The following is a 14,377-nucleotide window of genomic DNA, read 5'->3' as shown; positions in this document are numbered from 1 at the left end:
CCCGACCTCACCAGGCTCTACGTTACCCACGCCTCTCATGAATGAATCGATTCATCCCATTCCGTGCGAGTGAGGAGTCGTAGTGATCAGCAGGAGGAACATGCTCGCGGGCGCGGTCGCCACGGTCGCGGCAGCGGCCATGGACAGCGTGCCCGCGATGGCCGCGCCGGCATCCGGACCGGCCCGGGCAGCCACACAGGCACAGCGCGACGGGCTGCGCGTCACGGCACCAACCGTGGAGTACGTCCAGCACCCGCTGGGGATCGACACGCAACGCCCGCGGCTGAGCTGGCCGTTGGCGTCCGACGGCGTGGACGTGCGCCAGAGCGCCTATCAGATCCGCGTCGCCACCAGCGCGTCGGGTCTGTCCCGCCCGGACGTCTGGGACAGCGGGAAGGTCACGTCCGGCGAGTCCGTTCTCGTGTCCTACGGAGGTCCTGGTCTCAAGCCCCGTACGCGCTACCACTGGTCCGTACGCGTCTGGGACGCCGACGGGCACGTCTCCGGCTGGAGCGCGCCCTCGTGGTGGGAGACCGGGCTGATGGACGCCCAGCAGTGGAGCGCCGAATGGATCTCCGCACCGGCGAGCCTCGTGGACGCGCCGTCCTTCGAGGGCGGTTCCTGGATCTGGTTCCCCGAGGGTGATCCGGCGAGCAGTGTTCCGGCGGCCACCCGTTGGTTCCGCCGTACCGCTCAGCTGCCCGACGGCATCACCTCGGCCACACTCGCCATCACCGCCGACAACGTCTATGCCGTCTCGCTGAACGGAGTTGAGGTCGCCCACACGGACCTCGACACCGACAACGAGGACTGGAAACGCCCGGCGGTGATCGACGTACTGGCAAGCGTGCGGGCCGGCGACAACGTTATCGCCGTCGCCGCCACCAACGCGACCGAGGGCCCGGCGGGGCTCGTCGCGGTGCTGGTCGTCCGGACAGCCTCCGGCGAGGAGAAGGTGTTCACCGACGCCTCCTGGAAGGCCACGGATCAGCAACCGGCCTCCGGATGGCGGGAGTCGGGGTTCGACGACGCGGACTGGCCGGCGGTCCGGGTGGCGGCGGCCTGGGGCGGCGGACCGTGGGGGCGGGTCGTCCCCGTGTCGTACGCCGTCACGCAACTGCGGCACGAATTCCGGCTGCCCCGCAGGAAGGTGGCCCGCGCCCGCCTGTACGCCACGGCACTCGGCCTGTACGAGAGCCACCTCAACGGCAGCCGCGTGGGCCTCGACCAGCTCGCGCCCGGCTGGACGGACTACCGCACCCGCGTCCAGTACCGGACGTACGACGTCACCGAGCTCCTGCGGCCCGGCGCCAACGCCATCGGGGCGTATCTGGCGCCCGGCTGGTACGCGGGCAACGTGGGCATGTTCGGGCCCGGCCAGTACGGTCAAGTTCCGGCGCTTCTGGCCCAGTTGGAGGTGGAGTACGCGGACGGGACGAGCGAGCGCATCGTGTCTGGCGCCGACTGGCGGGCCACCGCGGGACCGATCGTCGCCGCCGATCTCCTGAACGGCGAGACGTACGACGCACGCAAGGAGACCCCCGGTTGGGCCTCACCCGGCTTCGACGACACCGGCTGGCTCGCCGTACGAGGCATGGGGGGCGTCGGCGACATCGGTCCCGACCTGATCGTCGCGCAGGTGGACGCTCCGGTGCGGGTGGAACGGGAGCTGACACCCAGGTCCGTGACCCAACCCAAGCCCGGTGTCCACGTGTTGGACCTGGGCCAGAACATGGTCGGCTCGGTACGACTGCGCGTGTCGGGCGACGCGGGCACGACCGTCCGGCTCAGACACGCCGAGGTGCTCAACCCCGACGGCACCGTCTACACCGCGAACCTGCGGACCGCGGCGGCGACCGACACGTACACCCTCAAGGGCGGCGGGAAGGAGGAGGTCTACGAACCCCGGTTCACCTTCCACGGTTTCCGGTACGTCGAGGTGACCGGATTCCCCGGCACGCCCTCGGCGAGGACCGTCACCGGACGCGTCATGCATACGTCCGCCCCCTTCACCCTCGACTTCGAGACCGACGTACCGATGCTCAACCAGCTGCACCACAACATCACTTGGGGCCAGCGCGGCAACTTCCTCTCCGTCCCGACCGACACACCCGCACGCGACGAGCGCCTCGGCTGGACGGGAGACATCAACGTCTTCGCGCCCACGGCCGCGTACACCATGGAGTCGGCCCGCTTCCTGTCCAAGTGGCTCGTCGACCTCCGGGACTCCCGGACCTCGGAGGGCGCCTTCACGGACGTGGCACCGATGGTCGGCACGGTCGGCAACGGCACGGCCGGCTGGGGCGACGCGGGTGTCACGGTCCCCTGGTCCCTCTACCAGGCGTACGGCGACCGCCAGGTCCTCGTGGACGCCTGGCCGTCCGTCCGGACCTGGCTGACGTACCTGGAGAGGAACAGCAGCGGTCTGCTGCGCCCGGACCAGGGATACGGCGACTGGCTGAACGTCGACGACGAGACCCCCAAGGACGTCATCGCCACCGCGTACTTCGCGCACAGCGCCGACCTCGCGGCCCGCATGGCGCGGGAACTCGGTACGGACGCCGCCCCCTACCTCGATCTCTTCGAGCGGATACGAACGGCCTTCCAGAAGGCCTACGTCACCTCCGGGGGCAGGATCAAGGGCGATACGCAGACGGCCTACGTCCTGGCGCTGTCGATGAACCTGCTGCCGGACGCGTCACGGAAGGCGGCGGCCGACCGTCTCGTCGCCCTGATCGAGGCCAAGGACTGGCACCTGTCGACGGGATTCCTCGGCACGCCCCGGCTCCTGCCCGTCCTCACCGACACCGGCCACACCGACGTCGCCTACCGTCTGCTGGAGCAGCGCTCCTTCCCCAGCTGGGGCTACCAGATCGACCGGGGCTCCACCACGATGTGGGAACGCTGGGACTCCATCCGGCCCGACGGCAGCTTCCAGGACGCGGGCATGAACTCCTTCAACCACTACGCCTACGGCTCGGTGGGGGAATGGATGTACACGAACATCGCCGGCATCTCGGTGGGCAGGCCCGGCTACCGCGAGATCGTCATCCGCCCCCGCCCCGGCGGCGCGGTCACCACCGCCAGCGCCACGTTCACCTCGGTCTACGGCCCGGTCTCCACCCGTTGGCGGCAGCGGTCCGGCGGGTTCACGCTGACCTGCGCGGTGCCGCCGAACACGACCGCCGAGGTGTGGATCCCCGCGTCCACCCCGGACGCGGTGACCCGCACGCACGGGACCTACCTGCGCCAGGAGGACGACTGCGCGGTGTACCGGGTCGGCTCCGGCACCCACCGCTTCACCGCCTGACCTAGGCGGTACGGCTGCCCGGAACGGTCACCGGCCCGGGCAGCCCGACCCGCGGCGGCACCCGGCGATCGGAGACAGCGTCAGGACACTGCGAACAGAGACAGCGCCCGGCCCCGGCGAAAAAGCCGACACGACGCCACGGCGACTGCGGCTGTCGCTCCCCGAACCTCTCCACAGGGCTAATGTCCGTCGGGTGAGCACAGACGATGCGCACCGGCGCTGGACCCGTTCCATGCCGGAGGCCTACGAACGTCACCTGGTGCCGGTCTTCTTCCGCCCCTTCGCCGCCGACCTGGCCGCGAGGGCGGCAGCGCTACGACCCCGAAAAGTCCTCGAACTCGCCGCCGGAACAGGGGCGTTGACCTCGGCTCTGCTGACCGCGGTGCCGACGGCCTCGGTGGTGGCGACCGACCTCAACGAAGCGATGGTCACCGCGGGGTCCGCACGGGAACCGCGCGCGGAGTGGCGGCAGGCGGACGCCGAACACCTGCCGTTCGAGGACGACGGCTTCGACCTCGTCCTCTGCCAGTTCGGGGTGATGTTCTTCCCCGACAGACCCGCCGCCTACGCCGAGGTGCGCCGGGTCCTGGCCCCGCGGGGACGGTTCCTGTTCAACAGCTGGGGCCCGCTGGCCTCGCACGCGTTCGGGGCCGCCTTCCAGACCGCCCTGGAACAGCTGATGCCCGACGGAGCACCCTCATTCCTGAAGGAGGTGCCCCACGGCTACTTCGACCCGGCCGCGGTCGCCGCGGACCTCGCGGCCGCCGGACTGACCCTGGCCGGCGCCGAGGAGATCACGCTGGACGGCGTCGCGGAGTCGGCAGCCTCCGTCGCCACCGGGTTCCTCACCGGCACACCCGTGAGCGCCGCCGTACAGGCGCGCGAAGACGCGCGGGCCCTCCAGGCCGCCGTCACGCAGAGGATGACGGACCTACTCGGCACCGGCCCCGTCACCGCGCCGATGACCGCGACCGTCTATACAGCGCACCCGTAGGCGAGCAGGCGAGGTGGCCGCAGGCGTACGGCCGGGCCGCGTATGGCGGGGGCGTATGGCGGGCGGCGCGAGGAGAATCGACGGCCACCGCCAGGACGATCCGGCTCATCCCAGGAAGCTCAGCCGCACGTGACGGTTGACATTGTCGATGTTCGTGTCGACCAGGCACACCGACTGCCACGTCCCCAGCTCCAGCCGTCCGCCCACCACCGGCAGCGTCGCATGCGGCGGTACGAACGCCGGGAGGACGTGGTCGCGGCCGTGGCCGGGGCTGCCGTGGCGGTGCTGCCAGCGGTCGTCGGCGGGGAGGAGGGTGTGGAGGGCGGCGAGGAGGTCGTCGTCGCTGCCGGCGCCTGTTTCTAGGATCGCGATGCCGGCGGTGGCGTGCGGGACGAAGAGGTTGAGGAGGCCGTCGCGGCCGGCGGCCGCGTCCCTCAGGAATGCCTCGCAGTCGCGGGTGAGGTCCATGACCCGCTCCCTCGAACCGGTGGTGACGTTCAGGACTCGGGTGGTGAAGGCGGCAGACATGTCTCCATCCTGGCCCATGCGGCGGACTCGCCGCCCGCTTCGGGCCGCCCGGAGCGTGATACGAGTGGTCCATTCCGCGAGACACCGTTGACCGTGGCACGCCATCTGACCTATTTTCTGCCGCATGTTGCGTTCAGTTCTGCTCACCACGCGCGGTCACATCGACCTGCTGCGGGTGGCCTCCGCCGCGTGTCGCCGCGGCTGCTGACGCCTTCTTCCGCCTCACCCCCGCTCTCTTCCCGCACTCCGTCGCGTCCGCTCACATCGTGGTGACGCGGCGGCGTTGAGGCGTACCCCCTTCCTCACCGGACGCTCTCTCCCACCCGTGGAGCACCCATGAGCATCAGCCATGCCCCGCCCGACTCATCCGGGCCCGATATTTCCCCCATATCCGCATCGAAGGCCGAGACCGGCGAACCCGCTCCGCTCGATCTCGTCCCCCTCGTCCCGACCTCCTCGCGCCGCACCCGTGTCCCCCGCTGGCTGCGCCGCACCACCGGCCCGCTGGTGCTGCTCGCGCTGTGGCAACTCCTCAGCAGTACGGGCGTGTTGACCTCCGACGTGCTCGCCTCACCGGGGCGGATCGCCCACGTCGGCTGGGATCTGGTCGACAGCGGTTCACTGACCTCAGCGATGACCACCTCGCTCCAGCGGGTCGCCGTCGGGCTGCTCCTCGGGACCGTCATCGGTACCGGACTCGCCCTGGTCTCCGGCCTGTTCAGGATCGGCGAGGATCTGGTCGACGCCCCGGTGCAGATGCTGCGGACCGTGCCTTTCGTGGGTCTGATCCCGCTGTTCATCATCTGGTTCGGCATCGGCGAGGCCCCGAAGGTCGCCATCATCACGCTCGGCGTGACCTTCCCTCTCTATCTCAACGTCTACGCCGGAATCCGGGGCGTGGACAGCGAGTTGATCGAGGCCGGCGAGTCGCTCGGGCTGTCCCGCTGGGGACTCGTACGGCATGTCGTGCTGCCGGGGGCGCTGCCCAACGCGATGACCGGCCTGCGCTACTCCCTCGGCATCGCCTGGCTGGCACTCGTCTTCGCCGAGCAGATCAACGCGGACGCCGGGATCGGCTTCCTCATGGTGCAGGCACGGGACTTCCTACAGACCGACGTGATCGTGGTCTGCCTGATCGTCTACGCCTTCCTCGGCCTGCTGGCCGACTTCCTCGTCCGCACCCTCGAAAGGCTGCTGCTGCAATGGCGACCGACGTTCACGGGCCGGTGACCCCCCGGCCGGCGACCCCCTCGCCGGTGGCCGCGCAGGCGGTACGCGTCGAGGGGCTGACCCGCTCCTTCGACGGCCGTCCCGTCATCGGCAAGCTCCAACTCGACGTACAGCAGAGCGAGTTCGTGGCGCTGCTGGGCCGCAGCGGCTGTGGCAAGTCCACGCTGCTGCGCATCCTCGCCGGGCTCGACCGGGACATCAAGGGCACCGTCCTCGTGCCGCGCCGGAAGGCCGTCGCGTTCCAGGCGCCCCGGCTGATGCCGTGGAAGAAGGTGTGGCGCAACGTCCTGCTCGGACTGCCCGGGAAGCCCGAACGGGCCGTGGCGGAGCGGGCGTTGGCGGAGGTCGGGCTCGGGGATCACGCCGACGCGTGGCCCAAGACGCTGTCCGGTGGTGAGGCGCAGCGTGCCTCACTGGCCCGTGCCCTGGTGCGCGAGCCGGATCTGCTGCTGCTCGACGAGCCGTTCGGGGCGCTAGACGCGCTCACCCGGATCAAGGCCCAGCGGCTGGTGGGCGAGCTGTGGCAACGGCGGGGCTGCGCCGTCCTGTTGGTGACGCACGACGTCGAGGAGGCGGTGCTGCTCGCCGACCGGGTCCTGGTGATGGACGACGGCGTCATCGCGCACGAGCAGCGGATCGACCTCGACCGGCCCCGCGACATCACCGACCCCCGGTTCGCCGAGCTGCGCGCCGGACTCCTGGAACGCCTCGGCGTCGACACCGCCGCCGAAGCCGCCTGAACTCCCCTACGCACCAACCCAGTCACCGAGAACGGATCCCCCATGCGACGACGCCTCGCCCCCGCCGCCCTGCTCCTCCCCCTCGCTCTCCTGCTCGCCGCCTGTGGCGGGAACTCGGCCGCCGAGACCTCCACCGGAACCGACGGCAAGGGCTCCCTCACGCTCAACGTCGGTGACCAGAAGGGCGGTTCGGAGGCGGTACTGCGGGCCGCCGGTGAACTCAAGAACCTGGACTACAAGATCAAGTGGTCCACGTTCACCTCCGGGCCGCCCCTCCTGGAAGCCGTCAACGCCAAGGCCGTCGACATCGGCGGTGTCGGCAACACCCCTCCGGTGTTCGCGGCGGGTGCCAACTCGAAGATCAAGGTGGTGGCCGCCTGGCACGGCACGTCCGAGGGTGACGCCGTCCTCGTGCCGAAGGACTCGAAGCTCTCCCGGCCCCAGCAGCTCAAGGGCAAGTCCATCGCCGTGGCGCAGGGTTCGTCCGCGCACTTCCAGCTGGTCGCCTCGCTCAAGGCGGCCGGGCTCTCGCTGAGCGACGTCAAGGTGAAGTACCTCCAACCGGCCGACGCGCTGGCCGCGTTCACCTCCGGGAAGGTCGACGCGTGGGCGGTGTGGGACCCGTACACCTCACAGGTCCTCCAGGCCAAGCAGGGGCGCATCCTGACCTCCGGCGAGGGCGTGACCAACGGCCTCTCCTTCCAGGTGGCGGCTCCCGGCGCGCTGGCGGACAAGAAGAAGGCCGCGGCCATCAAGGACTACCTCGACCGGCTGCGCCGCGCCCAGAACTGGGTGTTCACGCATCAGGAGGAGTGGGCCAAGGTGTGGTCGAAGGACACCGGGCTGCCGTACGAGGTGGCGCTGGCGTCGGTGAAGCGGACCAACTCCACCCGGGTCTCGGTCGCCGTCGACAAGCCGCTCATCGCCTCCGAGCAGCGGATCGCCGACACCTTCACCCAACTCAAGCTGATACCGCGGAAGGTGGACTTCGCCGACTTCGTCGACACGCGCTACAACGGCGACCTGCCGGCCTCCTCCTCCGCCCCGCGCACCACGGGAGGTTCGTGACATGAGCGTGCGTCTGCACTGGTTCCTGCCGACCGGCGGCGACGGCCGTACGCTCGTCGACCGCCACGCCTACGGCCCCAACCGCGCGGGCACGGTGCGCGGGGTACGGCCGCCTGACATCGAGTACCTCGCCCAGATAGCCAAGGCGGCCGAGCAGTTGGGCTTCGAGGCGGTGCTGACGCCGACCGGCACGTGGTGCGAGGACGCCTGGCTGACCACGGTCGCCCTCGCGCAGCACACCGAGCGGCTGAAGTTCCTGGTGGCGTTCCGGCCGGGGGTGATCTCGCCGACGCTGGCCGCGCAGATGGCGGCGACCTATCAACGCGTCACGCGGGGGCGGCTGTTGCTCAATGTCGTCACCGGCGGCGACTCGGCCGAGCAGCGCCGGTTCGGCGACCATCTCGACCACGACCGGCGGTACGCGCGTACCGACGAGTTCCTCTCGGTCGTACGAGGGGTGTGGCGCGGGGAGCCGTACGACTTCGACGGCGTCCACTACCAGGTCGAGGGCGGGCTGACGGCGCTGCCGCCCGACCCGGTGCCGCAGGTGTTCTTCGGCGGATCGTCGGCGGCGGCCGGGCCGGTGGCCGCCCGGCATGCGGACGTGTATCTCACCTGGGGAGAACCGCCGGCGCAGGTCAAGGAGAAGATCGACTGGATTCGCGGGCTCGCCGAGCGGGAGGGACGGGACGTGCGGTTCGGGGTGCGGCTGCACACCATCTCGCGGGACTCGTCGGCCGAGGCGTGGGCGACCGCGAACCGGCTCCTCGACGACCTCGACCCGGACACCGTTGCCGCAGCACAGTCCGCGCTCGGGCGCAGTGAGTCGGTGGGGCAGCAGCGGATGCTGGCCCTGCACGGCGGCTCGCGGGACAAGCTGGAGATCCATCCCCACCTGTGGGCGGGCGTCGGTCTCGTCCGGGGTGGTGCGGGAACCGCCCTGGTCGGCAGCCACGCCGAGGTCGCCGACCTGATCGAGGAGTACCACTCGCTGGGCGTCGAGCACTTCGTGCTGTCCGGGTATCCGCATCTGGAGGAGGCGTACTGGTTCGGGGAGGGCGTGATTCCCGAGCTGGCGGCGCGCGGGCTGGTCGAGGGGAGGGCGACGGGCGGCCTGCCGTTGCTCGTGAGCAGCGGGCGCTGAGCCGGCGGGAAGATCCACGGCGGCGGCGCTGTTCGTACAAACGTGAACAACACGCGTGAGGTCGACGTGGTCGTCATCGGCGCCGGGCAGGCCGGCCTGGCCGGCGCCTATCACCTGCGGCGCACCGGTTTCGAGCCGGAGCGCGACTTCGTGATGCTGGACCACGCGCCCGCGCCGGGCGGTGCCTGGCAGTTCCGGTGGCCGTCGCTGACGTACGGCAAGGTGCACGGGATGCACACGCTGCCGGGCATGGAGCTGACGGACGCCGATCCGGACCGGCCGTCCGCCGAGGTGATCGCCGAGTACTTCGCCGCGTATGAGCGCGCCTTCGACCTGCGGGTACGGCGGCCGGTGGATGTGAGGGCCGTGCGGGAGGGCGTCGGCGGGCGGCTGCTCGTCGAGACGTCGGAGGGGGCGGACGGGTCGGCCGGTCCGGACGGGTCGGACGTCACGTGGTCGACGCGGGCGCTGATCAATGCGACGGGGACGTGGGACCGGCCGTTCTGGCCGCGCTATCCGGGTCAAGAGACGTTCCGGGGGCGGCAGTTGCACACCGCGCAGTATCCGGGGCCGGAGGAATTCGCGGGGTTGCGGGTGGTCGTGGTGGGCGGGGGCGCGTCCGGTACCCAGCATCTGATGGAGCTCGCTCCGTACGCGGCCTCGACCACGTGGGTGACCCGGCGTCCGCCGGTGTTCCGTGAGGGGCCGTTCACCGAGGACGTGGGGCGGGCGGCCGTCGCGCTGGTGGAGGAGCGGGTGCGGCAGGGGTTGCCGCCGAAGAGTGTGGTGTCGGTGACCGGGCTGCCGCTGAACGACGCGATCCGGCAGGCGCTCGCGGACGGGGTCCTGGACCGGCAGCCCATGTTCGACCGGATCACGCCCGACGGCGTGGACTGGGCCGACGGCCGCCATGTGGACGCCGATGTCATCCTCTGGGCAACCGGCTTCCGCGCCGCGATCGACCACCTGGCCCCGCTGAAGCTGCGCGAACCGGGTGGGGGAATCCGGATCGAGGGGACACGAGCGGTAGCCGATCCGCGGGTCCACCTCGTCGGCTACGGACCGTCGGCGAGCACGATCGGGGCGAATCGCGCGGGGCGCGCGGCTGTGCGGGACATCAGGCGGTTGTTGGCGGGGGAGGCGGTGGGGGCAGCTGTGGGGTGACGGGTGGAGAGGCGGGGTGAGGAGTCCGGGCGGGGAGACCGGGCTGGGAGTTGGTCCACGGTGGGCGCTGTCCAGCCCGAGGCACCGTCGTCAGCTGAGCCCGCTCGTCGGAGGACGGGGGGCGATGGCGAGTGGGCAGTCGGCGTCTCCGGCTCGCGCTCTCCCGCCGTGGCACCGCTGTGGGCTGAACCCGCTCTTCGCAGGACAGCGGGCGCTGGCGAGTGGGCAGTCGGCCTCTCGGCTTGCGCTGGCCCGCCGGGGCACCGTCGTGGGCCGGGGTCCCTGGGGAACGTCCGGCGCTGGTGTCCCGGAGCCCGGTTCCCGTCCGGCGCCGTCCCGCCCGGAGACTACACGGGCCGGAGACCTCACGGGCCGGGCGCGGCAACCCCGCCGTGGCACGCTTGCCCGCACTCGTCCGGGAGCCGAGCCTGTGGGCTGTGTATCGCCCGGCAAGCGCCAACCGACCGGGTCTTGCCTCCTTGCCGAACTACACGCGCGACACGCACAACGCGCCAGTCGGGCAGGGCTCGTCGTCGTGCCCGGCATCAAACGACTTCCCGTCAGAGTGGCGGGGGTCGCCTGATGCCGTATGTGGTGGTCACTTCTTGGGCTGGGTGCTGGACTTCTGGGCCGCGTTGAACTCCGCGACATTGCGCTGGTGCTCTTCGTAGTTGGCTGTGAAGCGGGTGTCGCCGGGCTTGACGGTGACGAAGTAGAGCCAGTCGCCCGGGGGTGGGTTGATCGCGGCGCGCATCGCGTCCTCGCCCGGGTTGTCGATGGGGGTGGGCGGCAGGCCCATGCGCTGGTACGAGTTGTACGGGCTCTCGACCCGGGTGTCGGTCGAGGACGTCTTCAACGTGGCGCGGTTCAGCGCGTAGTTGATGGTGGAGTCCATCTGCAACGGCATCCCCCGCTCCAGCCGGTTGAAGATGACCCGGGCCACCTTCCCCATGTCGGCCTTCGTGTCCGCCTCGGCCTGCACGATGCTCGCGATGGTGACGGCCTGGTAGACGTTCATCGCGTTGCGCTGGGCACCGGCGGCGACCGGGGCGCCGTTGAACTTCTGGTTGGCGGTGTTGACCATGAACGCCAGCAGTGACGCGGGCGTCGACCTCTTCTCCAGCGGATACGTCGCCGGGAAGAGATAGCCCTCGGGGTTGCCCTCCGCGTCGTTCGGCAGCTTCAGGCCGGCCTTCGCGATCGACTTCTTCGTGCTGCCGACCGGCAGCGCGAGGGCCTTGTCCACGGCTTCGTAGATCTGCCCCGAACGCCAGCCCTCCGGGATCACCAGGGACGTCGGACGGGTGTCCCCCTCGCTCTCCAGGCTCAGCAGCGGCACCGCCACGGCGGTGCCGGCCACGACGGCCCCCGTCGCGATGAGGGCGACCCGGCCCCTGCGGGTCAGTCGAATCGTGCTCCGTGGCGGAGTGTTCATCTGCATGCGGGCACGGTAACCCGCATATGGTCACAAAACCGGCATATCTTCAGCTTGTCGGTTCCAGTTGGGCATCCCGGCGTACGAGCGCCGCGTACCGTCCGTCCTGATCGAGCAGTTCCTCGTGCGTACCCCGCTCCGCGACCTGCCCGGAGTCGAGCACCACGATCTGGTCGGCACTGCGGATGGTGGACAGCCGGTGCGCGATCGTGAGGGTGGTGCGGTTGGCCGACAGGGCGTCGATGGCGTCCTGGACGGCGGCCTCGGTGCGGTTGTCCAGCGCGCTGGTCGCCTCGTCCAGGATGAGGACCGGCGGGTCGCGCAGGATGGTGCGGGCGATGGCCAGGCGCTGCTTCTCGCCGCCGGAGAACCGGTGACCGCGCTCGCCCACGACCGTGTCGTACCCGTCGGGCAGGCCCGCGATGTGCTCGTGGATCTGCGCGGCGCGCGCCGCCGTGTACAGCTCCTCGTCGGTGGCATCCGGCTTGGCGAAGCGGAGGTTGTCGGCGACCGTCGCGTGGAAGAGGTACGTCTCCTGGGAGACGACCCCGACGGCACGCGCGAGGGTGTCGAAGTCCAGGTCGCGGACGTCGACCCCGTCCAGGGTGACCCGACCGCCCGTCACGTCGTAGAGCCGGGGCACGAGATAGCCGAGGGTCGACTTTCCGGCGCCGGTGGGGCCGACGATCGCGAGGCTGTTGCCCGCGGGGACGGATATGTCGATGCCGTCGAGGATCGGGCCGCTCTTGTCGTCGTAGTGGAACTCGACGTCCTCGAAGCGGACTTCGCCCTTGATGGTGTCGAGGTGGACCGGGTTCTCGCGCTCGGTGATGTCGATCGGCAGGTCGAGGTACTCGAAGATGCGGGCGAAGAGCGCCAGCGAGGTCTGGATCTGGACGCCGGTCGACAGCAGGCTGACGGCCGGGCGGAACAGGCCCTGCTGGAGCGAGACGAAGGCGACGATCGTGCCGATCGAGGCGCCTGGGCCGCCCAGGTGCAGGGTCATGCCGGCCGTCCAGTAGATGACGGCGGGCATCGCGGCCATGACGATCGAGATGACGGCCATGCGCCAGCGGCCGGCCATGTTCGACCGGATCTCGAGGTCGACCAGGCCCTCGGACTCCTCGGAGAAGGAGCGGGTGAGCGAGTCCGACCGGCCCATCGTGCGGCCGAGCAGGATGCCGCTGACGGACAGCGACTCGGTGACCGTGGCGGCCATCTCCGCCATCTGGCGCTGGCGCTGGGTGGCGATCTTCTTGCGTTCGTTGCCGACGCGGCGGCTTATCCACACGAAGACCGGGAGCAGCAGCAGGGAGACGACGGTCAGGCGCCAGTCCAGGGCGATCATCGCGACGATCGTGGCGACCACGCTGGTGAGGTTCGAGACCAGGGAGGTGGCCGTGGAGGTGACGGTGGCCTGCATGCCGCCGATGTCGTTGGCTATGCGGGACTGAACCTCGCCGGTGCGGGTCCGGGTGAAGAAGGCGAGCGACATGCGCTGGAGGCGGCCGTAGACCGCTGTGCGCAGGTCGTGCATGACGCGCTGGCCGACCGTCGTGGAGATCAGGGTCTGTAGCACGCCGAAGATGCTGGTCAGGACGGCGCTCAGGATCATGCCGAGCGCGAGCAGGCTCAGCAGTCCGGTGCGGCCCTGCGGGATGGCGGTGTCGAGTGTCGCCTTGAGGAGGAACGGGGTGGCCACGGTGACCAGGGACGCGGCGCCGACCAGGAGGCCGACGACTGCGAGCCGGGCGCGGTAGGGCTTGAAGAGCCGGAGGATGCGGCGCACCTGCCGGGGTTGGTCGGTCGAGGTGCCGGGGGACGGTGTCCAGTTGATTTCGTCGCGGGGCATGGTCTCCTACGGAGGGTGAGGCGATCAGGACTGGTCAAGCGCTCAAAGCTCATGGAGCAATGAGACTTGGTGGAGCATAGCTCATTGTTACCTATACTCACAATGAACAAGGTCCTGATATTGTTCCCGCATGACCACCCCCGATTCCGACGGCCTGCTCGCGGAGCAGTTGCTGCGGCTCACCCGCCGGGTGCACCGCATCCAGAAGCACCATCTGGAGCAGCGCGACCTCGGCATCACCCCCGCCCAGTCGCGGCTGCTGCGCACCCTCGCGCACTTCGACTCCCCACCGCGCATGGCCGACCTCGCCGAGCGGCTGGAGGTGGTGCCTCGCGCGGTGACGACCCTGGTCGACGGCCTGGAGGCGAGCGGCAAGGTGCGGCGGGTGCCCGATCCGTCGAACCGCCGGGTGATCCGCATCGAGATCACGGACGACGGCCGCGGGGCGCTGCGCGAGCTGCGGGGTGCCAGGCGGAGCGCGGCGGACGAGATCCTGGCGCCGCTGACGGATGTGGAGCGGGCGGTGTTGCGGACGTTGCTGGATACGTTGGTGGATGGGGCGGCGGGAGAGCGGGTGGGGGATGGGGAGCACGGGCGGCACGGAGAGCGTGGTGGGCCTGGGGGTCACGGGGAGCACGGGGAGTTCGAGGGGCATGGAGAGCGTGCGGGGCATGAGGGGCGCGCGGGGCGTGAAGCGCGCGAGGGGAATGGGCTTGGGGGGACCTGCTGACGCGGGTGCCTGTGGGACTGCCGAGCCGTTGCCGCGAGGGGCTGCTTGACCGACTGGCCGACCAGTCGACTGGCCTGCCGACCCGCTAACGCGCCGTTCCGCACACCTAGTTGACTCGTTGGCCCACCAACCCACCCACCTGCCTGGCTCCTTCGTCCGCCGACCGGCTACGCCACCGGGCC

11 protein-coding genes and 1 pseudogene are annotated in these 14,377 nt (G+C 70.4%); 9 read left to right on the top strand and 3 right to left on the bottom strand.

The window, feature by feature from the left end; all coding sequences use genetic code 11:
• Positions 1-82: 82 nt before the first annotated feature.
• Complete coding sequence (locus tag ACIRB1_RS26570; RefSeq protein ID WP_403467230.1) at positions 83-3,310, top strand: alpha-L-rhamnosidase; 3,228 nt, start codon at positions 83-85, stop codon at positions 3,308-3,310.
• 232 nt (positions 3,311-3,542) lie between these two features.
• The gene (locus tag ACIRB1_RS26565; protein WP_352179626.1) at positions 3,543-4,304 is read left to right on the top strand and encodes a class I SAM-dependent methyltransferase; all 762 of its coding nucleotides are present in this window, start codon (positions 3,543-3,545) and stop codon (positions 4,302-4,304) included.
• Positions 4,305-4,409: 105 nt separating this feature from the next.
• Here the strand turns inward: ACIRB1_RS26565 and ACIRB1_RS26560 are convergent, their stop codons facing one another.
• Positions 4,410-4,832 carry a secondary thiamine-phosphate synthase enzyme YjbQ gene (locus ACIRB1_RS26560; RefSeq protein ID WP_352179322.1) on the bottom strand — a complete coding sequence of 141 codons (423 nt, stop codon included), beginning with the start codon at positions 4,830-4,832 and terminating at the stop codon, positions 4,410-4,412.
• Positions 4,833-4,956: 124 nt separating this feature from the next.
• Between ACIRB1_RS26560 and ACIRB1_RS26555 the strand changes: the two genes are divergently transcribed.
• From ACIRB1_RS26555 to ACIRB1_RS26530, 6 genes are all read left to right on the top strand, one after another.
• On the top strand, positions 4,957-5,040 hold the full coding sequence (locus ACIRB1_RS26555) for a putative leader peptide (RefSeq protein ID WP_350495123.1): 84 nt from the start codon (positions 4,957-4,959) through the stop codon (positions 5,038-5,040).
• Between the two features lie 128 nt (positions 5,041-5,168).
• Entirely contained in the window at positions 5,169-6,062 is an 894-nt protein-coding gene (locus tag ACIRB1_RS26550) for an ABC transporter permease (RefSeq protein ID WP_352179323.1), read from the top strand.
• Positions 6,035-6,802, top strand: coding sequence for an ABC transporter ATP-binding protein (locus ACIRB1_RS26545; RefSeq protein WP_403467229.1), 768 nt, complete (start codon positions 6,035-6,037; stop codon positions 6,800-6,802). Before ACIRB1_RS26550 ends, ACIRB1_RS26545 begins: the two co-directional genes overlap by 28 nt.
• Positions 6,803-6,844: 42 nt before the next feature.
• A complete protein-coding gene (locus ACIRB1_RS26540) occupies positions 6,845-7,870 on the top strand; it encodes an ABC transporter substrate-binding protein (RefSeq protein ID WP_352179325.1) in 1,026 nt (341 codons plus the stop codon).
• Between the two features lies 1 nt (position 7,871).
• Complete coding sequence (locus tag ACIRB1_RS26535) at positions 7,872-9,014, top strand: LLM class flavin-dependent oxidoreductase (protein WP_352179326.1); 1,143 nt, start codon at positions 7,872-7,874, stop codon at positions 9,012-9,014.
• A gap of 42 nt (positions 9,015-9,056) precedes the next feature.
• The gene (locus ACIRB1_RS26530) at positions 9,057-10,178 is read left to right on the top strand and encodes an FAD-dependent oxidoreductase (protein ID WP_403467228.1); all 1,122 of its coding nucleotides are present in this window, start codon (positions 9,057-9,059) and stop codon (positions 10,176-10,178) included.
• A gap of 598 nt (positions 10,179-10,776) precedes the next feature.
• Here ACIRB1_RS26530 and mltG read toward each other — a convergent pair.
• Both mltG and ACIRB1_RS26520 read right to left on the bottom strand, forming a co-directional pair.
• Complete coding sequence (gene mltG / locus ACIRB1_RS26525; RefSeq protein WP_352179328.1) at positions 10,777-11,619, bottom strand: endolytic transglycosylase MltG; 843 nt, start codon at positions 11,617-11,619, stop codon at positions 10,777-10,779.
• A gap of 43 nt (positions 11,620-11,662) precedes the next feature.
• A complete protein-coding gene (locus tag ACIRB1_RS26520; protein WP_352179329.1) occupies positions 11,663-13,465 on the bottom strand; it encodes an ABC transporter ATP-binding protein in 1,803 nt (600 codons plus the stop codon).
• A 130-nt stretch (positions 13,466-13,595) separates the two neighbouring features.
• Between ACIRB1_RS26520 and ACIRB1_RS26515 the strand changes: the two are divergent.
• A pseudogene (locus ACIRB1_RS26515) lies at positions 13,596-14,045 on the top strand (MarR family winged helix-turn-helix transcriptional regulator); the annotation flags it as partial.
• Positions 14,046-14,377 lie beyond the last annotated feature (332 nt).

Source organism: Streptomyces sp. NPDC096013, assembly GCF_044763565.1.
Lineage (GTDB): Bacteria > Actinomycetota > Actinomycetes > Streptomycetales > Streptomycetaceae > Streptomyces.
Note: the sequence above shows the minus strand (reverse complement) of the source record. Positions and strands in the feature narration are given on the sequence as shown.